The sequence below is a fragment of the Curtobacterium sp. Csp1 genome, assembly GCF_013347185.1.
On record NZ_CP054594.1, the window covers coordinates 1,184,981 to 1,208,956 of the forward strand.

Annotated in this window: 19 protein-coding genes, 3 tRNA genes and 1 rRNA gene; 18 read left to right on the forward strand and 5 right to left on the reverse strand. The window is 73.1% G+C overall.

The genetic code is table 11. The features are described from left to right. Positions 1-301 precede the first annotated feature (301 nt). The 8 genes from rrf (at position 302) to HUN58_RS05885 (ending at position 8,566) form a co-directional block, all read left to right on the forward strand. A 5S ribosomal RNA gene (gene rrf / locus HUN58_RS05850) occupies positions 302-418 on the forward strand. 144 nt (positions 419-562) lie between these two features. Further along, positions 563-2,050 carry a glutamate--tRNA ligase gene (gene gltX, locus HUN58_RS05855; protein WP_114850115.1) on the forward strand — a complete coding sequence of 496 codons (1,488 nt, stop codon included), beginning with the start codon at positions 563-565 and terminating at the stop codon, positions 2,048-2,050. Between the two features lie 70 nt (positions 2,051-2,120). Further along, the gene (locus tag HUN58_RS05860) at positions 2,121-3,062 is read left to right on the forward strand and encodes an NAD(P)/FAD-dependent oxidoreductase (RefSeq protein WP_180226115.1); all 942 of its coding nucleotides are present in this window, start codon (positions 2,121-2,123) and stop codon (positions 3,060-3,062) included. A 45-nt stretch (positions 3,063-3,107) separates the two neighbouring features. Further along, positions 3,108-3,179, forward strand: a tRNA-Gln gene (locus tag HUN58_RS05865). A gap of 426 nt (positions 3,180-3,605) precedes the next feature. Beyond that, on the forward strand, positions 3,606-4,496 hold the full coding sequence (locus HUN58_RS05870) for a glycosyltransferase family 2 protein (RefSeq protein WP_180224673.1): 891 nt from the start codon (positions 3,606-3,608) through the stop codon (positions 4,494-4,496). Beyond that, on the forward strand, positions 4,493-5,455 hold the full coding sequence (locus HUN58_RS05875; protein WP_144800812.1) for a glycosyltransferase family 2 protein: 963 nt from the start codon (positions 4,493-4,495) through the stop codon (positions 5,453-5,455). Before HUN58_RS05870 ends, HUN58_RS05875 begins: the two co-directional genes overlap by 4 nt. Further along, entirely contained in the window at positions 5,452-7,701 is a 2,250-nt protein-coding gene (locus HUN58_RS05880; RefSeq protein WP_180224674.1) for a hypothetical protein, read from the forward strand. Before HUN58_RS05875 ends, HUN58_RS05880 begins: the two co-directional genes overlap by 4 nt. Positions 7,702-7,708: 7 nt before the next feature. After that, positions 7,709-8,566, forward strand: coding sequence for a glycoside hydrolase family 16 protein (locus tag HUN58_RS05885; RefSeq protein ID WP_180224675.1), 858 nt, complete (start codon positions 7,709-7,711; stop codon positions 8,564-8,566). A gap of 87 nt (positions 8,567-8,653) precedes the next feature. Here the strand turns inward: HUN58_RS05885 and HUN58_RS05890 are convergent, their stop codons facing one another. Both HUN58_RS05890 and HUN58_RS05895 read right to left on the reverse strand, forming a co-directional pair. Continuing rightward, entirely contained in the window at positions 8,654-10,159 is a 1,506-nt protein-coding gene (locus tag HUN58_RS05890) for an oligosaccharide flippase family protein (RefSeq protein ID WP_180224676.1), read from the reverse strand. Beyond that, positions 10,156-11,052 carry a beta-1,6-N-acetylglucosaminyltransferase gene (locus tag HUN58_RS05895; RefSeq protein WP_058741707.1) on the reverse strand — a complete coding sequence of 299 codons (897 nt, stop codon included), beginning with the start codon at positions 11,050-11,052 and terminating at the stop codon, positions 10,156-10,158. Before HUN58_RS05895 ends, HUN58_RS05890 begins: the two co-directional genes overlap by 4 nt. A 409-nt stretch (positions 11,053-11,461) precedes the next feature. Between HUN58_RS05895 and HUN58_RS05900 the strand changes: the two genes are divergently transcribed. Further along, positions 11,462-12,823 carry a glycosyltransferase family 2 protein gene (locus tag HUN58_RS05900; RefSeq protein ID WP_180224677.1) on the forward strand — a complete coding sequence of 454 codons (1,362 nt, stop codon included), beginning with the start codon at positions 11,462-11,464 and terminating at the stop codon, positions 12,821-12,823. Positions 12,824-12,860: 37 nt separating this feature from the next. Here the strand turns inward: HUN58_RS05900 and HUN58_RS05905 are convergent, their stop codons facing one another. After that, positions 12,861-14,240 (reverse strand): glycosyltransferase, encoded by a 1,380-nt coding sequence (locus HUN58_RS05905; RefSeq protein ID WP_180224678.1) that lies wholly within the window; start codon positions 14,238-14,240, stop codon positions 12,861-12,863. A gap of 313 nt (positions 14,241-14,553) precedes the next feature. On the opposite strand from HUN58_RS05905, the gene HUN58_RS05910 reads away from it, so the two are divergent. The 8 genes from HUN58_RS05910 to HUN58_RS05945 all read left to right on the forward strand — a co-directional run bounded on the left by HUN58_RS05910 (position 14,554) and on the right by HUN58_RS05945 (position 20,496). Next, entirely contained in the window at positions 14,554-15,843 is a 1,290-nt protein-coding gene (locus HUN58_RS05910; RefSeq protein ID WP_241490167.1) for an ABC transporter substrate-binding protein, read from the forward strand. Positions 15,844-16,000: 157 nt separating this feature from the next. After that, the gene (locus HUN58_RS05915) at positions 16,001-16,975 is read left to right on the forward strand and encodes a carbohydrate ABC transporter permease (RefSeq protein WP_180226029.1); all 975 of its coding nucleotides are present in this window, start codon (positions 16,001-16,003) and stop codon (positions 16,973-16,975) included. Between the two features lie 23 nt (positions 16,976-16,998). Next, entirely contained in the window at positions 16,999-17,874 is an 876-nt protein-coding gene (locus HUN58_RS05920; protein WP_254631671.1) for a carbohydrate ABC transporter permease, read from the forward strand. Positions 17,875-17,881: 7 nt separating this feature from the next. Continuing rightward, positions 17,882-18,274, forward strand: coding sequence for a hypothetical protein (locus HUN58_RS05925; RefSeq protein ID WP_152999483.1), 393 nt, complete (start codon positions 17,882-17,884; stop codon positions 18,272-18,274). A 13-nt stretch (positions 18,275-18,287) separates the two neighbouring features. Beyond that, positions 18,288-19,301, forward strand: coding sequence for a LacI family DNA-binding transcriptional regulator (locus HUN58_RS05930; RefSeq protein ID WP_180225459.1), 1,014 nt, complete (start codon positions 18,288-18,290; stop codon positions 19,299-19,301). A gap of 217 nt (positions 19,302-19,518) precedes the next feature. Beyond that, the gene (locus HUN58_RS05935) at positions 19,519-20,151 is read left to right on the forward strand and encodes an MBL fold metallo-hydrolase (protein WP_114850102.1); all 633 of its coding nucleotides are present in this window, start codon (positions 19,519-19,521) and stop codon (positions 20,149-20,151) included. Positions 20,152-20,280: 129 nt separating this feature from the next. Beyond that, positions 20,281-20,356 (forward strand) — tRNA-Glu (locus tag HUN58_RS05940). 67 nt (positions 20,357-20,423) lie between these two features. Continuing rightward, positions 20,424-20,496 (forward strand) — tRNA-Glu (locus HUN58_RS05945). A 244-nt stretch (positions 20,497-20,740) separates the two neighbouring features. Here the strand turns inward: HUN58_RS05945 and HUN58_RS05950 are convergent. After that, the gene (locus tag HUN58_RS05950) at positions 20,741-21,244 is read right to left on the reverse strand and encodes a MarR family winged helix-turn-helix transcriptional regulator (RefSeq protein ID WP_180225457.1); all 504 of its coding nucleotides are present in this window, start codon (positions 21,242-21,244) and stop codon (positions 20,741-20,743) included. Between the two features lie 84 nt (positions 21,245-21,328). Between HUN58_RS05950 and HUN58_RS05955 the strand changes: the two genes are divergently transcribed. Continuing rightward, positions 21,329-22,579 (forward strand): FAD-dependent oxidoreductase, encoded by a 1,251-nt coding sequence (locus HUN58_RS05955; protein WP_180225456.1) that lies wholly within the window; start codon positions 21,329-21,331, stop codon positions 22,577-22,579. Between the two features lie 219 nt (positions 22,580-22,798). Here HUN58_RS05955 and HUN58_RS05960 read toward each other — a convergent pair whose 3' ends face one another. After that, positions 22,799-23,908: an NAD(P)-binding domain-containing protein gene (locus HUN58_RS05960; protein ID WP_180225455.1), complete on the reverse strand. Its 1,110-nt coding sequence runs from the start codon at positions 23,906-23,908 to the stop codon at positions 22,799-22,801. Between the last annotated feature and the right edge of the window lie 68 nt (positions 23,909-23,976).

A 23,976-nucleotide genomic window follows, 5' to 3' on the forward strand; every position in this document is an offset into this window, starting at 1 on the left:
CGCTGAAAGCATCTAAGCGGGAAGCCGTCTTCGAGATGAGATTTCCATGCACCTTGAGTGTGAGAGGCTCCCAGCAGACTACTGGGTTGATAGGCCGGATGTGGAAGCGGGGACTAACGACCCGTGGAGCTGACCGGTACTAATAAGCCGAAGACTTGACAACACACTTTTTACCCACACCATTCGTGGTGTGGGGCTCGCGTCCACTTTGTGGTTCCCGACAGACGATCGGGAACATGAAACTGAACACCGCGCATGCGCGGGACAGCTTTCTTGATCCGATGGGTCAAGTCGAAGGTGTTCCGGTGGTCATAGCGAGAGGGAAACGCCCGGTCACATTCCGAACCCGGAAGCTAAGCCTCTCAGCGCCGATGGTACTGCAAGGGGGACCTTGTGGGAGAGTAGGACGCCGCCGGACTCAACGTTGGTAACACCAGGGAACCCCTGACCATGACTGGTCAGGGGTTTCCTGCGTTTCGGGGCTCCTGCATTTCCGGGCGGCTTCCACAGCGTCTCCTGCAGCCTGCCCGGCGCAGTGGGCTGCCGGTAGGATCGACCCGTCATGACTGCACCGTTCACCGCCGCAACCGGCTCCGACATCCGCGTCCGTTTCTGCCCGAGCCCGACGGGGACCCCGCACGTGGGCCTCATCCGGACGGCGCTCTTCAACTGGGCCTACGCCCGCCACAACGGCGGCAAGCTCGTGTTCCGCATCGAGGACACCGACGCCGCCAGGGACAGCGAGGAGTCGTACGAGCAGATCCTCGACGCACTCCGGTGGCTCCGGTTGGACTGGGACGAGGGCGTCGAGGTCGGTGGACCGCACGGCCCCTACCGGCAGTCGGAGCGTTCGGACGTGTACGACGACGTCATCGCGAAGCTGCGCGCTTCGGGGCACGTCTACGAGTCGTACGTCACTCCGGAGGAGATGGAGGCGCGCAACAAGGCCGCCGGTCGCGACCCGAAGCAGGGCTACGACAACCACGAGCGTGACCTGACCGAGGCGGAGCGCCAGGCCTTCCGTGACGAGGGCCGGCAGCCGGCCCTGCGGCTGCGCGTGCCGGACCGCGACCTGAGCTTCGAGGACCTCGTGCGCGGCGAGATCACCTTCAAGCAGGGGACGTTCCCGGACTTCGTCGTGGTGCGCCCGAACGGCAAGCCGCTCTACACGTTCACGAACCCGGTGGACGACGCCCTGATGGGGATCACCCACGTGCTCCGCGGCGAGGACCTGCTGTCGTCGACCCCGCGCCAGATCGCCCTGTACGAGGCGCTGTACGAGGTCGGGATCACGTCCTTCATCCCGCGCTTCGGGCACATGCCCTACGTGATGGGGGAGGGCAACAAGAAGCTCTCGAAGCGCGACCCCGAGTCGAACCTCTTCCACCACCGTGCCGCGGGCATGGTCCCCGAGGGCCTGCTCAACTACCTCGCGCTCCTCGGCTGGTCGATCGCACCGGACCGCGACGTCTTCACCTCGGACGAGATGGTCGCCGCGTTCGACGTCGTCGACGTGAACCCGAACCCGGCCCGCTTCGACCACAAGAAGGCCGAGGCGATCAACGGCGACCACATCCGGCTGCTCGGCGCCGACGACTTCCGCGCGCGACTGCTGCCGTACCTGGACGGGGTGGTCGCCGACCCGCCCACGCCGGAGCAGGAGCGCGTGCTCACCGCCGCAGCCCCGCTCGTGCAGGAGCGCATGCAGCTGCTCGGCGAGGCGCCGGCGCTGCTCGGGTTCCTGTTCACGGCGGACGACCACCTGGTGGTCGAGGACGACGCACTGGCCTCGCTCAAGGGCGACACGGCCGAGGTGCTCCGTGCCGGCACGGCGGCGCTCGAGGGCCTGCAGGACTGGGACACCGCCTCGATCGAGGCCGCGCTCCGCACGGCGCTGATCGACGAGATGGGCCTGAAGCCGCGGGTCGCGTTCGGACCTCTGCGCGTCGCGGTGTCCGGCCGTCGCATCAGCCCGCCGCTGTTCGAGTCGATGGAGATCCTCGGCAAGGAGTCCACCCTGACGCGGCTGCGTCGGCTCGCGGATCGCTGACGACACCGTGGGAGCTGACGACACGGTGCCCGCCGACGCGGTGCCCGCCGACGCGGCGCCGGCCGACGCGGTGCCGGCTGAGCTCGTGCAGGCGGACGTCGCGGTCATCGGGGCGGGACCGGCCGGGCTCAGCGCGGCGCTCAACCTCGTCCGTGCACGGCGGACGGTGCTCCTCGTCGACGCGAACCGCCCGCGGAACGCCGCCACGCTGCGGTCGCACGGGTTCGTGACGCGCGACGGCATCTCGCCGCTCGAGCTGCGGCGCCTCGGCCGCGAGGAGGTCGCCGGCTACCCGGAGGCCACCGTCGTGCAGACCGTCGTCGACCGCGTGGCCCTGGACGGCGCCACGTGGACGGTGCACGGCTCGTGGCGCGGCACCGAGACGTCCGCGCGGGTGCGCGCCGTGGTCGTCGCGACGGGCCTCCGCGAGGAGTTCCCCGCGCTGCCGTCGCTCCGGGCGTTCTACGGCACGTCCGCGCACAGCTGCGTCGAGTGCGACGGGTACGAGCACGCCGGTCAGGCCCTCGGACTGGTCTGCGAGACGCCGGACGTCGTCGACCGGGCGCTGCTGTTGGTGTCCTGGACCGACGACCTCGTCGTGTACACGAACGGGGTTGCGTCGCTCGATCCTGCCGGACGTGCGCGTCTGGCAGCCGCCGGGGTGCGGGTGGACGAGCGTCCGGTGGCGGACCTCGAGGGGGACCGGTCTGGTCTCACGGGTGTCCGGCTCGCCGACGGCACGGTGACGCCGCACACGGGGGTCTTCGTGCGCCCGGTGTGGCACGCGGACCTGGACTGGCTCGACGCCCCGGTCGAGCGTGACGGGGAGGGCCTCGTCCGGGTCGACCGGCTCGGACGCACGGGTGTCGCAGGGCTCTACGCGGTCGGTGACGTGACGCCGCCCGGCCCGGAACAGCTCATCGTGGCGGCCGGTCACGGGGCGGCGACGGCGGCTGCCGTGCACCGGGACCTGGTGGGTGGTCTCGAAGACGCTCGGGATGCTGTACAGTAGTTGATCGTGCCCCGGGCAACCGGGAACAGGAGGCCATCGGCCTTTTGGGGTATGGTGTAATTGGCAACACAGCGGTTTCTGGTACCGTCGTTCTTGGTTCGAGTCCAGGTACCCCAGCAACAAGACAAGCGAAAGGCCCCCGGGAATCCCGGGGGCCTTTCGCGTCGTCCGGACCGTCCGCGAACCCTAGGACACGCCCGGATCGCTCTCGAGGCTCGGATCCGACCGGATCGTCCGGAGCAGGATCGTTCGCGCAGGGTCGCTCGCACCGGACCGTCCACACCAGGGCGGGGACCACGCGACGGGACGTGCGGGGCGGGCGCGGGGCGATCCTCCAGGCCGGCGGCGGAGCCGCTTGCGGGTTTCCGTAGCGGTCGCTGGTGAGCCGCAAGGCGGACCCGAGCGCATTGACCCGCCCACGCGCCGCGACGAGGGTTGGAGCACGGACGAGGCGTACCCACTCGTCCAGGACCCCCGGCGGCGTACCCGCGCCCCTGCTGGGAGCCGTCCCCTGCACCCTGAACCCGACAGGAGCACCTCCGCATGTCCGTCAGCCCGGTCCGTCCGGCAGACCCCCGCGTCTCCGTGGTCATCCCGGCGCGCAACGAAGCGCGCAACCTCGAGATCATCCTCCCGAAGCTCCCGCCGGTGCACGAGGTCATCCTCGTGGACGGCAACTCCGTCGACGACACCGTCGCGACCGCCCGCCGGATCATGCCCGGCATCCGTGTCGTGCACCAGACCCGGAAGGGCAAGGGCAACGCCCTCGCATGCGGGTTCGAGGCCGTGACCGGCGACGTCGTCGTGATGTTCGACGCCGACTGCTCCGCGGACCCGGACGAGATCCCGCGCTTCGTCCAGGCGCTCCGCGACGGTGCCGACGTCGCGAAGGGCACCCGGTACGCCCTCGGCGGCGGCAGCGACGACATCACCATCGTCCGGAGCCTCGGCAACCGCGGGCTGAACCTGCTGTGCAACGTCATCCTCGGCACCCGGTACAGCGACCTCTGCTACGGCTACAACGCCTTCTGGGTCGACACGCTGCCGGCGATCGCGCTGCTGTCCTCGACGCTGCCGAAGCCGCTGGACGGCTCGATGCTGTGGGGCGACGGGTTCGAGATCGAGACCGTGCTGACGTGCCGGTGGTCGGCCGCCGGACTGCGCATCGCCGAGGTGCCGAGCCACGAGAATCTGCGCGTGCACGGGGCGAGCAACCTCAACGCCGTCACGGACGGCATCCGCGTCCTGACGTCGATCGTGCACGAGCGGCGGCGGGCCTCCGGGCGCCGTGCCGTGTCGGCTGCGCCGGTGGTGGCTGCGCCGGTGGTGGCTGCGCCGGTGGTGCTGCCGGCGGCGGCGCACGCGCCGGCCGCTGTGCACCCGGCGTCCGTGCACGCGTCGCCGGCCGGGGCGCTCGAGGGGGACGCCGCGTGACGCGGGTCGCCGTCGTCGTCTGCGCCTACACGCAGCTGCGGTGGGGCGACCTGCAGGACAGTGTCGAGTCGGCGCGTCGGCAGCCGGAGCACCCGGAGGTCGTGCTGGTGATCGACCACGAGCCGGAGCTGCTCGCCCGGGCCCGCGCGCGCTGGCCGGAACTGCTCGTCCTCGAGAACGCCGAGGACCGCGGCCTGTCCGGCGCCCGCAACACCGGGGTGGCGGCGACGGACGCCGACGTGGTCGCGTTCCTGGACGACGACGCCACCGCCGACCCCGACTGGCTCGGGCACATGCTCGCCGCGCTCGAGGACCCCGCGGTCGTCGGCGTCGGCGGCCGCGCCACGCCGTCCTGGCCCTCGACCACGGGCTCCGGGCCCTACGTCGACGAGCTCCTGTGGATCGTCGGCTGCAGCTACACCGGCCTGCCGGAGACCGCGGGCGACGTCCGCAACGTGATCGGGTCGAGCATGGCGTTCCGTCGCGAGTCGATCCTGCGCGCCGGCGGCTTCCGGTCCGGCATCGGCCGCGTCGGGAACCAGCCGCTCGGCTGCGAGGAGACCGAGCTGTGCATCCGCATCGCCGCGGTGCAGCCGGGGGCGCGGATCCGCCACGAGCCGCGGTCGAACGTGTCGCACCGGGTGTCGGCGGACCGCGTCGGCATGCGGTACCTGCTCCGCCGGAGCTACTACGAGGGCATCTCGAAGGCCGTGCTGGCACGCCGCGTCGGCTCGGGTGATGCGCTCGCCAGCGAGTCCACCTACCTGACCCGGGTGATCCCGCGGGCGGTGCTCCGCGAGCTCCGTGCCGTCGGTCGCGGCGGGCTCGCGCGCGCTGCCACGGTGGTCGCGTCGGTCGCCACGACCGTCCTGGGCTACGCCGTGGGCCGGCTGCTCGGCGGCGTGGTCGTCGCCGCGCCGGCACCGCGTCCCGTCGCCGACCCGGTCGGCACGCGATGAGCCGGGGGACCGCGACGCCCGCGGTCGGTGCCCACGTCGCCACAGGACCCGCGTCGGCCCGACGGCGCGAGGGTGTGGACGCGGACGACGTCATGGGACCCGGTGCTCGGCTCGCCGCGGCCGGGGTCGTCGTCGTCGCGCTCGTCGCCGTGGCCCTCGGCGCCGGGCTGCACGTGCCGGTCCTGCGGGGGAGTGCGACCGTCGTCTTCCTGTTCGCCCTGCTCGGCGTCGCGCCGCTGCTGCTCGTCCGGCCGATGCCCCTGGCACGCTTCGTGCTGCTCGCGGTCGCCGGCTCGATCACCGGCACGATCGGGATCGGCTACACGATGGCGACCGTCGGGTGGTGGCACCCGGCGGTGCCCTTCGCGGTCGTGGTCGTCCTGACGTCGGCGGTGCTCGCGTCCACCGTGCTGCGGGACCTCCAGCAGCTGCGTCGACGGGAGCGCCGACCGGCCCCGGCACCCCTGACGGAGTCCGTGCGGACCGGGTCCGGGCGGATCGTGCTCGGGGGGACCGTGCTCGGTCTCGCGACGGTCGTGGTCGCCGCGGTGACCCACGTCGGCGACCCGGTGCCCGCCGGACTGTTCGGTCGGCTCGGGATCGGGCTGCCGGTCGGGCTCGCCGTGCTCGTCGCGGCGGCGGTCGTCGCGTTCGTCCGGGGGCGAGCCGTCGCCGTGCCCGTCGTGGCGCTCGGCCTGGCCGTGCAGCTCGCGCAGGCGATCACCTACGGGATGCCCACCGTGACCGCTGCCGCGCGGCACGTCGGGGTCCTGGAGTACATCCGGCAGTTCGGCCGCACCGATCCGGCCTCGGACATCTTCCAGACCTGGTCGGGGCTGTTCGCCGGGGGCGCGTGGGCGGCCGACGTCGGGGGCATCGTGAACGCGATGACCATCGCCGCATGGGTGCCGGTGCTGCTCGCGGGCGTCACGACGCTCGGTGTCGGGGTGCTCGCCGCGCACTGGCTGCCCGGTCGACGCCGGCCGTGGATCGCGGCGCTCCTCACCGCGATGACCGGTTCGCTCAACACGACGTACTTCTCGCCGCAGTCGACCGGCGTCCTGCTCGTCGTGGCGATGCTCGTGCTCGCCACCGGTCCGCTCCTGGAGACCGCAGTGCCCGCCGCCGACGGGTCCGTGCAGCGGGTCCTCCGGCCGTGCACCGTGCGACTGCCGCAGGTGCTCGCGATCGCCGTGATCGGCGTCGTCCTCGTCGTCACGCACCAGATCTCGCCGTACCTCGCGGTCGCGGCGCTCGGCGTGCTCGTGGTCCTCCGGCTCCTGCGTCCGTGGTGGCTGCCGGTCGTCGTGCTCGTGCCGGCGGTGGTCTTCGCCGCGCTGAACGGCGACGTGCTCGGCCGGTTCCTGTCGCTCTCGGCGATCGGGAAGGTGTTCGACAACGTGCAGCCGCCCGAGCACGACATGACCGTGCTCCCGAAGCCGCTCGTCACCGGGCTGGCCTTCGACGTGCCGGCGGCGACGCTCGTGCTCGTCGGCCTCGTGGCGGTCGTCACCGTGCTGGTCCGACGCGACCGGCTGCACTGGGGGCTCCTCGCCGCGGCCGCGAGCCCGATCTCGCTCCTCGTCGCGACGAACTACGGGCAGGAGGGCATCTTCCGCGTGGTGCTGTTCGCGACCCCGTGGCTGGCGGTGCTCGCCGCCGGGCTCCCGCTCCCCGCCGGTCGGTGGGCTCGCGTCGGGACGGCCGTCCGGGCAGCGTTCCGGCCGGCAGCCGCCCGGTACGTCCTCGCGGCGGCGGGCGTCACGGCCCTCGTGGCGGTCGGCGCCTTCGGACAGACCGCCCTGGACTGGAACCGTGTGACGACCCGGAGCGAGTCGGCGGCGACGCAGTGGTACGACCGGACCGCGCCGAAGGGCTCGGTCATGCTCCTCACCGGTTCGGGGAACGCGGTGCCGGGGAACACCGGCGCCCGGTACTTCGACGTCGACTACGTCTCGCGTGAGGCGCTCGGCCCGTACCCGTCCGGCACGGGCTACGACCCCGACGCCGACGTCTCGACCCTGACGCGGCAGTTCGTCGCGCGGACCACCGCGACGAAGTACTACGCCCTCGTGGCCGCGCCGATGGGTGCGTACGACGAGCGCTACGGCTACCAGCGGTACCCCGACTACGAGCGGCTCGCGGACGCGATGGCGTCGTCGCCGTACTGGCACCGGGTCTGGTCGTCCGGCACCACCGCCGTGTACGAGCTGACCACGGCCGGGATGCGGCATGCCGCGAGCTGATCCACCGATGACGACGACGGCCGGGCGGGCCACCACGGACCGTGGCGGCCCGCCCGGCCGTGGCCGACACCGTGCGACGGCGCTCGGTGTCGGCGCGGTCGTCGGCGCGCTCGCCGTCGGCGCCGCGGTGCTCACGGTGACCGGCGGCTCGAGCGCGCACGACCCGAGCGGCGAGACGATGCCGACCTCGGACGGCGGTGCGTGGCATCGCGTGTACTCCGAGGACTTCGCGGACGACGCGCCGACCGGGACGTTCGCGTCCCGGTACGCCGACCGGTTCACCACCTACGACGGCTTCGCGGACACCGCCGGGACCGGACGGTACAGCGCGTCCGCGGTCACTGCGCACGACGGGCTGCTCGACGTCGGGCTGCGGACGACCGACGGCGTTACCCCGCTGGCCGGTGGCGTCGTGCCGCTCGTCGACGGGCGCTGGGGCGGGCAGACCTCGGGACGGTACAGCATCCGGATGAAGAGCGACCGGGTCGACGGCTACGGCGTGGCCGTCCTGCTGTGGAGCGACGCGAACCGGTGGTCGGACGGCGAGGTCGACTTCCCCGAGGGTGGCCTGGGGCAGCGTGCGTGGCTCAACGTGCACTGCCTGGACGACCCTGCGCGGCAGTGCGTGCACCACGAGACGGACGCCCGGCTCAGCGACTGGCACACCTACACGATCGAGTGGACGCCCGAGCGGATGACCTTCATGGTGGACGGACGCACGGTCGGGACGACCACCGAGGACGTCCCGACGGCGCGCATGCACCTCGTGCTGCAGGCGGGTTCCACCGGTGGCACGCCGCCGCGGGCCGCACGGGGCTCGGTGCTCGTGGACTGGGTCACGATCGACGTCCCCGCGGCGGGCTGAGACCGTCGGCCCCGACGCACGGACCGCACCGCGCCCGCCGCTTGCGCCGGACCGGGCGCACGAGCACGCGTCCGCGCGGCTCCGTCGTCAGGCCGCGGTGGCTCCGCCGCGCGCCGCCCCGAGCCGTCGCAGGAACCACGGCACGCACGCCGCGACGCCGACGACCCGCACGACGTCCCAGGGGGTTTCCTGGGGCAGCAGCAGGGACACCCCGGCCACCACGAGGGCTGCCACGAGGGGCAGGGTCACCCGGGCTCCCGGTCCCCGCCACGCCCGACGGTCGGGCAGCGCGATCAGCTGGGCCGCCGCGAGGAGCGTGTACGCGAGCACGGTCGCGACGCCCGCGCCGAGGATGCCGAGCCACGGGACGAGGACCAGGTTCGCCGCGATGTTCACGGCCCCGGCGCCGGCCGCGATGACGCCGACGGCGACTCCGCGGCGCTCGACCACGAGCAGCCGCCCGGTCGCGCCGCTCGCCACGACGGGCACGGCCGTGACGGCCACGACGAAGACGACGACGCCGAGCTCGTCGACGCGGTACGACGCGGGCGCGAGGAACGGCAGCGCGACGGGCGCCGCGAGCGTCACGGCGAGGACGACGGGCGCCACGAGCCGGTAGAGCTCGTCCCGCGCGTGCAGGGCCAACCGGAGTCGGGCGCCGGCGTCCCGGAGCGCGGCGAAGTGCGGTGCCCACGCCGAGTTCGTGAACGTGAGCAGGAGGACCACGGCCGACCCGACGACGTAGGCGATCTGGTAGCGGGCGACCTCCGCCGGGCCGAGCAGGCTCTGCACGACGACACGGTCGCCGGCGTTGAGCACGAAGTACGACAGGTTGCCGAGGGCGACCGGGACCCCGAGTCGGAACGCCCGGGCCGTGGTCCGCCGGTCGAACAGGCCCTGGAGGCGGGGCCGTGTCGCCGCGATCCCGATCACCATCGCGACGCCCTGGGCGACGACACCGCCCCACGCGTACGTGGTGGCGTCGGCGTGCACCCACAGGAGCAGCCCGAGACCGATGACGGAGCCGCCGACCGACGACAGCAGGCTCGTGACCGCGAAGACCCGGATGCGGTCCTGCGCGACGAGGAGCGCCAGCGCCACCTGGACGACCGCGGCCGGCGCGGTCCAGAGGACGGCGACGAGGAGCAGCGGGTGCGCCCCGACGAAGCCCGCGGCGTCCGCCCAGACCGGGATCGTGGCGAGCGCCGTCCCGGTGACGACCGCGGCGGTCAGCGCGCCGACGGCGAGCAGCCCGCGGGCGCGACGGTCCGAGCCGTCCTCGGCGCGCTGCAGGACCGTCGCCTGGTCGAGCCCGGCGACCGCGAGCACGGAGAGCGCCTGGAACAGGGCGATCGAGGACGCGAGGACGCCGAACTCCGACGCGGGCAGCAGGTGCGCGAGGACGGGGGAGATCAGCGACGAGACGACGAGCTGCATCGACCAGACGACGACGTACAGCAGACCGCGGCCGAACAGTCGGGACGACCCCTCGGCGACGTCGTCGACTGCCGCGTCCGATGCGTCCGACATCCGGTCGGACGCGGCCCGTCGTGCCCGACCGAGCGCCTCGCGCCGGGTGAGGGGCTGGGTCACGACCGGACCACGTCCTGCCGCAGGGCGAACGCCCCGTCGATGAGGTCGAGCAGCTCCGTGCTCCGCTCGGTCGAGAACTTCCGCGCGAACAGGTGCGGCAGGCCGCCGTCCGGGACGGTCCGGCGCTCGAGCACCCGTCCGGCGTCGGCGGTCCCGAGCCACGGCGGGCTCTTCCGCCGCGAGTCGTCCCAGCCGATCCACCACAGCGAGTGCTGCACGTGCTCGTCCGCGAACCCGGGGGTGAGCGCCGGGGTCGCCAGCACCGTCGGGACGAAGGTCTCGTCGGCCACCCAGCTGCGCCGCCAGGTCCGGACGAGGTCGGGGCGGCCGTCGAACGCGTCCACGACCGCGGTGGCGTGCCGGCGGGCGAGGACCTTGAGCTGCGACCCGCCGGTCAGGACGACGCCCGAGGGCAGCCGCCGGGGGATCGGCAGCCGCAGCATGTGCTTGCGCCAGGCCCAGTGCCGGTAGCGGAGCCGGGCGAGCCCGCCGTCGCGGCCCCAGAGCGGGTCGGGCAGCGGGAACGTCGCGACGAAGGAGTCCTCGCGGTGCGCCTCGAGGGTCGCGCGGATCTCGGCGGCGTCCGCCAGCGGGTAGTCGCTCCCGGTGAGGACGGCGACGTGGGTCGCGTCCGTGCCGTCGAGCGCGGCCCGGTAGCCGGCGACCTCGGCGACGACGTTCTCCCACCGGGCCCACCCGGTGCGGATGCGCGGCAGGAGTCGGACCCGGTCGGGCAGTCCGTCCACCATCGCGCGGTACACGGACTCCGGGGTGCTCACGTCGCAGTGCAGGAACACGTCGAACGGGTCGAGTGCCTCGACGAGCCGGCGCACGTGCGCAGGGTCCTGGTGCGCGAGCACGACGCACGCCGGGACCGCGGGGGAGATGGCCATGCCGGGACGCTAACCCGGGCGCAGCGCGGCGGGCAGCCGGTCCCGGGCCCCCTGCGGGGAAGCGGCGGTTTCCCGCAGGCACAGGCACAGGCACAGGCACAGGCGCCGGTCCCGTGGCTCAGCCGATCAGCGTCGCAGGCGGAACCTCGGGCAGTCGCAGAGCGCGCAGTCGGTGCCCGAGCGGTAGTGCTCGTGCGCGGCACGCGGGTGCCCGCAGACGCAGGGGTCCGTGTCGGATCCGGCCGGCATGGGTCCTCCTCGTGCCCGGCTCGGGTCGGCCGGTGCGTCACCCGCGATCCTACGGGGCGCGGGCGGTCCGGTCGCGGCAAACCGCACGGCTCGGCGACCGTCGCCGCAACCGTCGCCCGGGTCGCTTGACCCGTCCCGGCCCGCTGCCGAGCATCGGGACGTGACCCCGAGCCGGACCAGCCCGATCGCCAGCAGCGTCCTGACGCTCCGCCCCGCGCTGCCGCGCGCCGACGAACCGACGTGGGCGGGCGCCGCCTGGGTCGGAGCCGTCGACCGACCGACGGCGCTCGCCGCGACGACGGTCGCGCTCGCGGGAGCCGACGGCTTCCGTCGCGCCCGCCTGCTCGTCCGGGACGGGGTCGAGATCGCCGGCTCCGTCGACGTGTCCGTCACCCCGGACGGGGACCTGGACCCGGCGGAGCTGGGTCGGTCGCTGCGCGCGCTGCCGGCCACGATCCTCCCGGCCGACGGCGACACCGCGTCCGTGGGGCGCGTCTCCGTCGTGATCGGGACCCGCGATCGGCCGGAGGACCTGCGGACCTGCCTGCGGTCCGTCCTCGCGTCGACGTGGCCCGACCTCGAGGTGGTCGTCGCGGACAGCGCGCCGACCACGTCGGCGACGCGGGACGTGGTCGCCTCGATCGCGGATCCTCGCGTCACCTACGTCCTGGAGGCACGGCCTGGCGTCGCGCGGGCACGGAACGCCGGTCTCGCCGTCGCCACGGGCGACGTGGTCGCGTTCACCGACGACGACGTCGTCGTCGACCCCGACTGGGTGACGGCCGTCGCGGGCGCGTTCGCGCGCGACGCGGACGTCGCGTGCGTGACGGGGCTCGTGCCGAGCGCGGAGCTCCGGACGCCCACGCAGCGGTGGTTCGACGAGCGGGTGACCTGGGCACGGAACACCCGCCGCCGGGTCTTCCGTGCAGCGGAGCCGCCCGCCGACCTGCCGCTCTTCCCGTTCTCGGTCGGGGCCTTCGGCACCGGGGCGAACGTGTCCCTCCGGCGCTCGGCCGCGGTCGCGCTCGGCGGGTTCGACGACGCGCTCGGGGTGGGGACGCCGACGAAGGGCGGCGAGGACCTGGACGTGTTCGTCCGGGTGCTGTCCTCCGGCGCGGCGCTCGCGGTCGAGCCCTCGGCCGTGGTGTGGCACCGGCACCGGTCTGAGCCGGCGGCGCTGCGCGCGCAGGCGGTCGGCTACGGCGCGGGGCTCGGCGCGTGGGTCACGAAGCTCGTGCTCGACCCGCGGACGGCGCTCGCCGTGGTGCGGCGTGCGGTCCCGGCGCTGCGGCGGCTCGGGTCGCTCGGGCAGGACGACGGTGCGCGGTCGGCCGATGCTCCTGGCGCGGTCGCTGCAGGCGGCGCGGTGGGCGGCGCCGACGCGGCGGGTGTCGGCTCCGCCGGCGCGTGGGCGGCCGACGAGGAGCTCCGCGCGGCGACGGTCGGGTTGCGGCGGATCGAGCTGACCGCGGCCCTCGGCGGGCCGTGGCGGTACCTCGTGTCGCGGCGCGCCCGGCGCTGACGCCGGCAGGCGCGGGCAGCGGGGCGCCCCGCGCGCGTCATGCGCCGGTGTGCGTCCGCTCGACCTCGCGCCAGGCGCGCCGGCTGCGCAGCCACGCGGCCGGTCCCGCCGGGAACCCCCGGAGCTCGTGGAACGCCAGGGACCGCGGCACACGCGTCGGCGGCACCGTCGACGGGGTCACGGACGCCGCCGGGGTGCTCCCACGTCGGACGAGTCGGCCGAGCACCCGGCCCGCCATCGCCCGGGCCGCCGGGGGAGCGAGCCGCACCAGGGCTGCCAGGTGCCGACGGTCCGCCGACACGAGTGCGCAGAGCAGCGCCGTGAAGCCCACACCGTTCGCGTGCAGCTGCCCGTGCAGTCCGGCCAGGTCCGGCCGGTGCCGGTGGTGCACGACCGCGCGCGGCTCGACGCCGATCCGCCCACCGCGCCACAGGACGTCGATGAACATCGCGAGGTCCTCGCCGCCACGTGCGGGGACGCCGGCACCGAGCACCGGGTCGAACCCGCCGACGCGGTCGAACACGCTCCGACGCACCGCCCAGTTCGCACCGGCACCGTACCCGCCCACGCCGTACACCGGGAACCGCCGACGGACAGAGCCGTCGGCCGCCACGGCGGAGACCCGTGCGTGCCGCAGGGCCCCGGGAGCGTCCTCGGGCACCAGGGTCAGCGGGTCGAAGGTGCGCTCGCCGCTGAACCCGCCGTAGTACGCCTCGTACCAGATCTGCGCGGGGGTCTCGAGCTCGGCCGGCAGGATCATGCCCGTGACCGCGTCCAGCTCGGGTTCCTGGACGAACCGGGTACCGATCATCCGGAGCCACCGCGGGTCGACGCGGACGTCGTCGTCCGTGAAGGCGACGACCTCGCCCGTGGCCGCCGCGACCCCGGCGTTCCGTCCGGCGGAACAGCCCGGGCGACGCTCGACGACGAGTCGCACGTCGTGCCCGGCGAGCAGTCCGGGGAGCGGGTCCTCGGCGGGGACCGCGACGCGGTTGTCGACGATGACGACCTCGTAGGACGGGTAGTCGAGTGCCGCGAGGTGGTCGAGCAGCCGCGCGATGTCGGCCAGGCGCGTCACGATCGTCGAGACCACGACGGAGACGGACGGCAGTGCGGTGTCCGGCACCGCGGACGTGCCGCTGGTCGGCGCACCCGTCCGAGCGACGGGCGAGCCGGCGTGCAGGCCGTCCGACCAGCCGGCTGGCTCGCCGATGAGTGCTGCGATCGCCCGCTCGGCGTCGGCCGGGTCGTCGGTCAGTGCGACGTCGAGCGTCGTCACGGGGTGGCCGTCGCGGTACCCGACCACGAGCGCGGTCGCCCGACGGTCGTCGGCGACGAGTTCCGGGAGCGGGGCGTCCAGGTCCACACGGACCACCCGTCGGGGACCGGGGGTCGACACGGGCGTGAGCAGGGCCATGACCGGACGGTACCGAGCAGTGCGGGAGACGGACAATGCTCGATGAGCGTCGTGGCGGGGTTCCCACGCGGTTCCTGCGTGGTTCCGCAGATCGAAGGTCTCGTATCCCGCAACGCCGGGGAAGTGAGCGCTCACCAGGGAAAACCGTCCACCGGGTGGAGATCACAGGCAGGTCACGATCCTTTTGCAACCGGTTGCGAAGATCTTCTGGATGGGCGTAGCTTCCTCCTCCAGCAGGCAGCGCCGCCTGCTCCAGGCCGCGTCGTCGCACCCGATCGACGCCCCCTGGTGATCTCGATGAGGAGACAACGCTGTGCAGAAATCTCGCGCCAAGGTGCGCTTCGCATCCGTCGCCGGGGTCGCCGTCATCGGCCTCGTGCTCACCGGTTGCTCGTCCGGCGGCTCGGCCAGCTCGAACGACGCCTCGAACGGCCAGGACAGCCGCGGACCGATCACGTACGTGCAGGGCAAGGACAACTCGAACGTGGTGCGCCCGCTGATCGAGAAGTGGAACGCTGCCCACCCGGACGAGAAGGTCACGTTCAAGGAGCAGTCCGACCAGGCCGACCAGCAGCACGACGACCTCGTGCAGCACTTCCAGGCCAAGGACGCGAACTACGACGTGGTCGACGTCGACGTCGTCTGGACCGCGGAGTTCGCCGCGAAGGGCTGGCTCACCCCGCTCACCGGCAAGATGAAGATCGACACCTCGAAGCTCCTGCCGTCCACGGTCAAGACCGCGACGTACAACGACACGCTCTACGCCGCCCCGCAGACCTCCGACGGCGCGCTGCTCTACTACCGCAAGGACCTCGTCAAGACGCCCCCGACCACGTGGGACGAGATGATGAAGGACTGCGACATCGCCAAGCAGGCCGGCATCGGCTGCTACGCGGGCCAGTTCGCGAAGTACGAGGGCCTGACCGTGAACGCCTCCGAGGCGATCAACGGCTCCGGCGGTTCGGTGCTGAACAAGAGCGGCTCGCCCGACGTCGACACGGCCGACGCGAAGGCCGGTCTGCAGAACCTGGTCGACGCGTTCAAGGACGGGAACATCCCGGCCGAGGCGATCACCTACCAGGAGGAGCAGGGCCGCACCGCGTTCGAGAGCGGAAAGCTGCTGTTCCTGCGCAACTGGCCGTACGTCTACAACCTCGCGAAGACCGACGGGTCGAGCACGGTGAAGGACACGTTCGGCATCGCGCCGATCCCCGGCAAGGACGGCACGGGCGCCTCGACGCTCGGCGGGCACAACGCCGCGATCAGCGTGTACTCGAAGCACAAGGCGACCGCGCACGACTTCCTCGAGTTCCTGGAGTCGAACGAGACGCAGAAGTTCTTCGCGACGCAGGGCTCGCTGGCCCCGGTCGTCGGTGACCTGTACACCGACTCCGAGCTCACGTCGAAGCTGCCGTACCTGCCCACCCTGCTGAAGTCGATCGAGTCGGCCGAGCCGCGTCCGGTGACGCCGTTCTACCCGGCCGTGACGAAGGCGATCCAGGACAACTCCTACGCCGCGCTCAAGGGCTCGAAGAGCGTCGACGAGGCCGTCAAGGACATGCAGGCCGCGCTCAAGACCGCGACCAGCGGCAACAGCAACTGACCGTGGCCCGCGGCTGACGCCGCAGCGGACTGGAGGATCGTGGCGGTCCCGCCACGATCCTCCCGTCCGCCCCCACATGCGTCCCGACACCCGGCAAGGAGGCCGCCACGTGTCCGCAGCAACCGAGATCCCCGCCGCCATCCCGAACCCACAGGGGATGGAGCCGCCGAAGCGGCGCAAGGGCGGACTGAACGCCGAGCACGGCCGGTGGGCCGTGTACCTGATCGGCCCGACGATCGTGCTCCTCGCGATCGTCATCGGCTACCCCGTCGTCAGCGCCGTCATCCAGTCGTTCCAGCTCGACGCCGGACTCGACAAGGCGACCGGCCTGTTCGTGCAGGGCGGGTTCGCCGGCGTCACGAACTACGTGCACTGGCTCGCACAGCAGTGCGGCGACACCACCTGCCCGCCCGGCAACCTCGGCTCGCAGTTCTGGGTGTCGATGGGCAACACGGTCTTCTTCACCGTGGTGACCGTCGCGCTCGAGACCATCATCGGCGTGTGGATGGCGATCATCATGAACCGCAACTTCAAGGGCCGCGCCTTCGTCCGTGCCGCGATCCTGGTGCCGTGGGCCATCCCGACCGCCGTCACCGCGAAGCTCTGGTACTTCATCTTCGACGCGAACGGCGTGCTCAACCACGTGCTCGGGCAGCAGATCCTGTGGACGTCGAGCGAGTGGGCGTCCCGCTGGGCGATCATCATCGCCGACACCTGGAAGACGACGCCGTTCATGGCGCTCCTCATCCTCGCCGGGCTGCAGCTCATCCCTGAGGAGGTCTACGAGGCCGGGAAGATGGACGGCGCCTCCACCGTGCAGCGCTTCGTCAACATCACGCTGCCGCTCATCAAGCCCGCGCTGATGGTCGCCGTCCTGTTCCGCGTGCTCGACGCGCTGCGCATGTACGACCTGCCGGCGATCCTCACGGGCGGCGGCGGTGGCTCGGGCAACGCGACGACCACGCTGTCGATCCTGGTCGTCGACCAGATCCGGCAGGGCTTCAACTCCGCCTCGGCACTCTCCACCATCACGTTCCTGGTGATCTTCCTCGTCGCGTTCGTCTTCGTCCGGTTCCTCGGTGCGAACGTCGTGCAGACCCAGGCCGCCCAGCAGAAGGGTGAACTCAAGTGACGCTTGCAGCAGACCGGCTACACATTCCCGCCGAACGTGCTGGCGCACGCGGCGATGTCAGGGTCAAGCGGCACACCGGCCCGCGGCTCCGCACCGGCATCCAGGCCGTGGTCATCGCCGTGTGGTGCCTGCTGCCGTTCTACTGGATGGTCGTCACGAGCTTCCGGGACGTCGGCTTCACGTTCGACGCCACCCCGTGGCCGACCCACGTCACGCTCGACAACTACGCGACGGCGTTCTCGACGGCGCTCGGCAACCATCTCGGCCGTGCGCTGCTGAACAGCCTGCTCATCGGCGGCGTGGTCACGATCATCGCGCTGCTCGTCGGCACGAGTGCGGCGTACGCGCTGGCCCGGCTCGAGTTCAAGGGGAAGTCGCTCATCGCCGGCGCCATCCTCGCCGCGTCGATGTTCCCGGGTGTCGCGCTGATCTCGCCGCTGTTCCAGCTGTTCACGGACATCGGCTGGATGGGCACCTACCAGGCGCTCATCCTGCCGAGCATCTCGTTCGTGCTGCCGCTGACCGTCTACACGCTCGCGTCGTTCTTCCGCGAGATGCCGTGGGACCTCGAGGAGGCGGCCCGCATCGACGGGTGCACCCGGGTGTCGGCGTTCCGGCGGATCATCCTGCCGCTCGCCGCGCCCGCCGTGTTCACGACCGCGATCCTGGCGTTCATCTCGTCCTGGAACGAGTACCTCATCTCGTCCCAACTGTCGTCCGACGCCACCCAGCCGGTCACCGTCGCGATCGCGTCGTTCGCCGGGTCGCAGCCGCACCAGGAGCCGTACACCGCGGTGATGGCGGCGGGCACGATCGTCACGATCCCGCTCGTCATCCTCGTGCTCGTGTTCCAGCGACGCATCGTGGCCGGCCTCACCGCCGGCGGCGTGAAGGGCTGACGGAGTCATGGCACAGCGAGGACCCACCCGTCCCACCGCCCGGATCGAGGAGGCGATCGGCTTCGCCGGCACCTTCGGCGTCCTGTTCCTCGGCGTCACGGTGTTCTGCGAGGTCACCGGACGCCCCGCGCTCGGCTGGGCGATGACCCTGCTCGTCTGCGTGCTCGCGGTGGTGGTGCTCGACCGGTGGCGGGTCTCCGTCCTCCGGCGGCACGCGGCGGCGACCGGGGTCGTCGACGGCATCGGTGCGACGGGACCGGCGAGCGGCCGGCCCGGGTCCTCCCGGAGCGGCGTCGACCGCGCCGCTCCGGGCCGGACCGCGTCCGTGTCCGCACCGGCGTCGCGATCCGCGGTCCGGACCCGGCCCGTCGCGGACGCGACGCACGGTGCCGACGGCTGACGGGCCTCCCGGCATGCCCATGGGGATCCAGGAGATCGCGACCGTCACGGGCCTGTCCAAGTCGACCGTGTCCCGCGCGCTGCGGGGGATGCCGACGGTGGCGGACGCCACCATCGACCAGGTGCGGCGGGTCGCCGACGAGCTCGGGTACGTGCCGAGCTCGGCGGCGGCCGGACTCGCGACCGGACGGCAGCGGGCCATCGGGGTGGTGGTCCCGGTGATCGACCGGTGGTTCTACGTGCGGGCCCTCGGCGGGGTCGACGCGGAGCTGCGGCGGGCCGGGTACGACCTCGTGCTCTACAACCTCGGCGGTCCCGGCGGCGACCGTGGTCGGGCGTTCCGGCGCTCGATGCTCCGGCACCGCGTCGACGGCCTCGTGCTGCTCTCGCTCGTGCTCGACGAGACCGAACGCGCCGAGCTCGAGCTCACCCGGCACCCGATGATCGTGATCGGGGGACCCGCGCCCGGGCTCCGCAACGTCGGGGTCGACGACCTCGCCGTCACCGAGACCGCGATCGGGCACCTCGCCGGGCTCGGCCACCGGGAGGTCGCGTACCTCGGCGGCCAGGACGAGGACGGTATGAACGTCGCCGTGCCGTACCTGCGCCGGGACGGGTTCGCGGACGCGATGCACGCGCGGGGCCTCGACGTCCGCGCGGACCGGCTGCTCGACGGACGGTTCTCGTTCGCCGGGGGAGTGGCGGCCGGTGCGCACCTGTTCGACCGTGACCCGGCGGACCGTCCCACGGCGGTGTTCTGCGCCTCGGACGAGATGGCACTCGGGGTACTGCTCGCGGCGTCGCGGGCCGGGCTGTCGGTCCCGGGGGACGTCTCCGTGATGGGCATCGACGGCCACGAGTACGGCGCGGTCGTCGGGCTGACCACCGTGGCGCAGGACCCGGAGGCGCAGGGCCGCGCGGCGGCACGGGCCGTGCTCGCCGAGGTCGACGGCGGTTCGGCGGGGCCGTTGCCCGCGGCGCCGGCGGAGCTCGTGGTGCGCACGTCGACGGCGGCCCCGCGGCGGTAGGGCGCGGGGCTGGACGTGGCGGCGCGCCGCGATCGCGCGGGCCGGTCCGTGGTGCGGCGTGCTGCCGCACAACCGGAAGCACGCCGCGCCGTCGAAGTCCGTGGCACGGTGTGCTTCTGGTTGTGCCGAGGCCCGCCCGGCCCGGCCGCCGGCCCGGCCGCCGGCCCGGCCCGCCCGGCCCGCCCGGCTCGACGCGCCCGGGCGTAGGGTCGCCGGCGTGGAGGTCACCAAGCTCGAGCACGCCTGCCAGGTCGTCCGGTCCGGGGCCGCCCGCCTGGTGCTCGACCCCGGCGAGTTCAGCCGGCCGGTCGAGGTCACCGGGGTCGCGGCCGTCGTCGCCACGCACCAGCACCCCGACCACGTCACGGCCGAGCAGGTCGCCCGGATCCTCGCACGCAACCCGGACGCGGTCGTCCTCGGACCGCCCGGGGTCGCCACGGTCCTCGCCGACGCCGGGATCACCGTGGACGTGGTCACCGACGGCGACCACCGCGAGGTCGGCCCCTTCACCCTCGACTTCCACGGCACGCGGCACAACGTGATCCACGCGTCCGTCCCCGTCGTCGACAACACCGGCGTGCTCGTGGACGGCCGGCTGTTCCACCCGGGCGACGCCTACACGGTGCCGGGGGTCCCGGTCGAGGTCCTCGCCGCACCCGTCGGCGCCCCCTGGCTCAAGGTCGCCGAGATGATGGACTGGATCGCCGCGGTCGCGCCGCGCCGTGCGTACCCGATCCACGAGGCGACGCTCTCCGCGGTCGGCTTCGCGATGCACACGGGCCGCCAGCGCGAGGCGCTCGGCGACGGGGAACTCGTGGTGCTGCAGCCGGGCGACGTGCTGCAGGTCTGACCCGACACCGGCCTGGAGGCACGCCCCACCACCCACGGATCTGCCCGCTCCGGGCGCGGCACACCCGGGCGACACGCCTCGTTTTGGCAGTGCGCTGCGGCTGTGCCATACTTATCGGGTTGTCGGAACGGCCCCATCGTACAGCGGCCTAGTACGTCGCCCTCTCACGGCGGTAACGCGGGTTCGAATCCCGCTGGGGTCACCAAGAGCAGGTCACTTCGGTGCCTTGCCTCCGTGTCCGACAACACGTGTGCTCCGTCCGCGGAGACCACGGCCCCATCGTACAGCGGCCTAGTACGTCGCCCTCTCACGGCGGTAACGCGGGTTCGAATCCCGCTGGGGTCACGCACTACGAACCCCCGTCGAGCTCCGGCTCGGCGGGGGTTCCGTCGTTCCCGGACTGTGTCGCCGCCGGGCTCTGTCGACTCCGGGCTCGGAGCTCCGAGCTTCGAGCTCCGAGCGCTGCTTGCGCGCTGCTGCCCGTGCGTCGCGCGTCTCCGGTCGCTCGTCGATTGAGCAGAAGACGTCGGACATCCGGATCCGACCCGACAGCTTCTGCTCCACCGTGGAGGTGGAGGCTCAGCCGCGCTCAGCCGCCGGAGCGCCCGCGCCGTGCCAGTCGGGCGTTCGCGGTCGTGGCCGCCTCCGTCATCCGGTCGAGGAGCGCCAGCGCCGCCCGGGTCTCGTCCGGCGCCGACCCGCGGAGCGTCGACGCGATCTCCTGCCCGGCGAACCCGAGGAACGCCGCGTTCGCCCGCTGTGCGGTCTCGGTCGTCCGGAGCGTCACACGCCGCCGGTCGGTGCTCTCCCGGTGCCGGGTGACGTGCCCTGCCGACTCGAGCCGGTCGACCAGGACCGAGGTCGCCCCGGAGGTCATCCCGATCCGCCGCGCCAGCTCGGCGGGCGACAGCGGCTCGCCGGCCCGCTCGGCCCAGAGCACCTGCCCGAGGGCGTTGGCGTCGGACGGCGTCAGGTCGACCCAGGCGCCGAGGTGCCGGTTCAGCTCGTCGAACGCCACCGCCCAGTCGCGCAGGCGCTGCATCACCGCGACCTCCACCTCGGTCCACGCGGTGTCGAGCGGGTCGACGTCCATCCAGGTTCCTCCACAGTCAAGTCGCTTCACTGTAAAGCACGACGGCCGAGCGGTCGCCCGACGACAGCACACGAGGAGCAGGACATGTCCGCACCACACGCAGTGATCTCCGGAGCGAGCATCGCAGGTCTGTCCGCGGCCTGGTGGCTGCGCCGCACCGGTTGGGACGTCACGGTGATCGAACGTGCGCCGGCGTTCCGCGACGGCGGCCAGAACGTCGACGTCCGCGGCGTCGCCCACGAGGTCCTCGAGCGGATGGGCCTCGTCGACGCCGTCCGCGCGGCGAACACGACCGAGACGGGCACGGTGCTCGTCACCCAGGACGGGTCGGTCCGGGCCGAACTGCCGAGCGACGGCCCGGACGGCGCGACCGCCGAACTCGAGGTGCTGCGCGGCGACTTCGCCCGCATCCTGCTCGACGACCTGCCCGAAGGGGTCGAGGTCGTGTACGGCGACACGATCACCTCGGTGACCGACCGCGACGACGCCGTCACCGTGACGACCTCGGCCCGACGACGGTTCGACGCCGACCTGCTCGTCGTCGCCGAGGGCGTCCGGTCGTCGACGCGGAGCCTCGTGTTCACCGACCCGGACGACGTCGACCCCCGCGACCTCGGCGTCACGATGGCCTTCGGCACGATCCCGCGCACCGCCTCCGACGACGACCGCTGGCGCTGGTACACGGCGGTCGGCGGCCGGCAGGTGCACCTCCGCCCCGACCCGCACGGCACCACGCGGGCGATCCTCGCGTACGCAGCCGAGGGCGACCAGGACGACCTGGGCGACGTGGACAGCCGGGACCGATCGGCCGTCGTCGCGGCCCTCGCCCGTCGGTACGAGGGCGTCGGGTGGGAGACCGACCGTGTCCTCGCGGGCTTCGCCACCACCGACGACCTGTACGTCGACCGCCTGACCCAGATCCGGATGCCGTCCTGGCGGCGCGGGCGTGTCGCCCTGGTCGGCGACGCCGCGTGGTGCGTCACGCCGATGGGTGGCGGCGGGGCGTCACTCGCCCTGACGAGCGGCTACGTCCTCGCCGCGTCCCTGGCCGCCCAGCTCTTCGACGACACCGCAGCCCGTGACGACACGTCGTCCGCGTCGGTCGAGCGGGCGCTGGCGGCCTTCGACGACTGGATGCGTCCGCTCGTCGACGACGTGCAGGGCATCCCGAGCGGCGTCGTGCGGTTCGCCTACCCGCGCAGCCGGGTCGGACTCGCGGCACGGTGGGCCGTCGACGCGCTGCTCCTGTCGACGCCGCTCCGCTCGCTGGCCGCGCGGGTGACCCGGGTCGCGGACACCGACCGGCCGCTCCCACCGCTCACCGTGGCCTCCTGAGGCGCCCTCCCGTGCGCCGGACGCCGCCGAGTCCGCGAGCCTCCGCCGGATCCGAGGGCGTCTCGCTGCGCTGGAGGCGTTTCGCGGACTCGGGGCGTCTCGCAGGCGCAGGGCGCGGGAGCGGGAGCGGGTGCACGTGCGTCCGGCGTCGCGACCCGACCAGGCGACGGACGGGAGGCGCGGGGCGGGCTGGCGCCGTGCCTCCCGCCCGTCCTGTGGTCACGTCGCGGACGGGACCGGCGCGCCGTCGAGGAACCGCGCGACCTCGCGGGCGGCCGCGCGTCCCGCGCGGTTCGCGCCGATCGTGGACTGCGACGGTCCGTAGCCGACCAGGTGCACACGGGGGTCCGCCGTGACCTGCGTCCCGGTCATCGGGATGCCGCCGAGCGGGCCGCGCAGCCCGAGCGGCGCGAGGTGGTCGAGGTCGGCGCGGTAGCCCGTCGCCCAGATGACGACGTCGACCGAGGTGGACGACCCGTCCTGCTCGACGACCCCGTGCGGCCCCATCCGCGTGAACATCGGCCGCCGGTCGAGCACGCCGCGCTCCCGGGCAGCCATGGCGTAGTCGGTCCAGATCAGGCCCGTGTAGGACACGATGCTGCCCGGGGTGCGACCGGCCATGACGTCCGCCGCGACCCGGCGCTCGACGTCGACCCCGTCGAGCTCGTGGACGAAGTCGCCCGGCAGGAACACCGGCTCGCGGCGGGTGTACCAGACGGTGTCGGTCACCCGGCTGACCTCCTCGAGGAGCTGCACGGCCGAGATCCCGCCACCGACGACCGCGACGCGCCGGCCGCGGAAGTGCTCGGCGTCGACGTAGTCCCGGCTGTGCAGCTGCTCGCCGGTGAACCGCTCGGCACCGGGCACGTCCGGGACGACCGGGGTGTCCCAGGTGCCGGTGGCGTTCACGACCGCACGGACCTGCCAGTCGCCGCGGTCCGTCCCGACGAGCAGCGGCGCCGTGGTCGTCGCCCCGAGGGACCGGACGGCGCGGACGTGCACCGGGCGGTGGACCGGCAGGTGCTCGTGCTCCTCGTACGCCGCGAAGTACCGGGGGACTGCCGTGCGGCTCGGCTCCTCGAGGTCGATCGGTGGCACGGGCATCCCGGGCAGGTCGAAGATGCCGTTCACGGTGCGCATCCGGAGCGACTCCCAGCGGTGCTGCCACGCCCCGCCCGGCCGCGGGTTCGCGTCGAGCACGACGACGGTCCGTCCCGCCGGGTCGCCGTCCGGGACGAACCCGCGGCGGACGAGGTGGTGCGCGGCGGACAGTCCGGCCTGCCCGGCCCCGACGACGGCGACCGACGCGGTGGCGGGGGCAGCGGGCACGGTCCGACGATAACCCGGCGGGTGTGTCGCCTGTTCCGGGGGACAGTCCCACCAGAACGACCGTTCTT

Coding starts and splice junctions, on each gene's coding strand:
- gltX (WP_114850115.1), top strand. CDS start 563: ATGACTGCACCGTTCACCGCCGCAACCGGCTCCGACATCCGCGTCCGT.
- HUN58_RS05870 (WP_180224673.1), top strand. CDS start 3,606: ATGTCCGTCAGCCCGGTCCGTCCGGCAGACCCCCGCGTCTCCGTGGTC.
- HUN58_RS05880 (WP_180224674.1), top strand. CDS start 5,452: ATGAGCCGGGGGACCGCGACGCCCGCGGTCGGTGCCCACGTCGCCACA.
- HUN58_RS05885 (WP_180224675.1), top strand. CDS start 7,709: ATGACGACGACGGCCGGGCGGGCCACCACGGACCGTGGCGGCCCGCCC.
- HUN58_RS05895 (WP_058741707.1), bottom strand. CDS start 11,052: ATGGCCATCTCCCCCGCGGTCCCGGCGTGCGTCGTGCTCGCGCACCAG.
- HUN58_RS05905 (WP_180224678.1), bottom strand. CDS start 14,240: ATGGCCCTGCTCACGCCCGTGTCGACCCCCGGTCCCCGACGGGTGGTC.
- HUN58_RS05915 (WP_180226029.1), top strand. CDS start 16,001: ATGGAGCCGCCGAAGCGGCGCAAGGGCGGACTGAACGCCGAGCACGGC.
- HUN58_RS05925 (WP_152999483.1), top strand. CDS start 17,882: ATGGCACAGCGAGGACCCACCCGTCCCACCGCCCGGATCGAGGAGGCG.
- HUN58_RS05930 (WP_180225459.1), top strand. CDS start 18,288: ATGCCCATGGGGATCCAGGAGATCGCGACCGTCACGGGCCTGTCCAAG.
- HUN58_RS05950 (WP_180225457.1), bottom strand. CDS start 21,244: ATGGACGTCGACCCGCTCGACACCGCGTGGACCGAGGTGGAGGTCGCG.
- HUN58_RS05955 (WP_180225456.1), top strand. CDS start 21,329: ATGTCCGCACCACACGCAGTGATCTCCGGAGCGAGCATCGCAGGTCTG.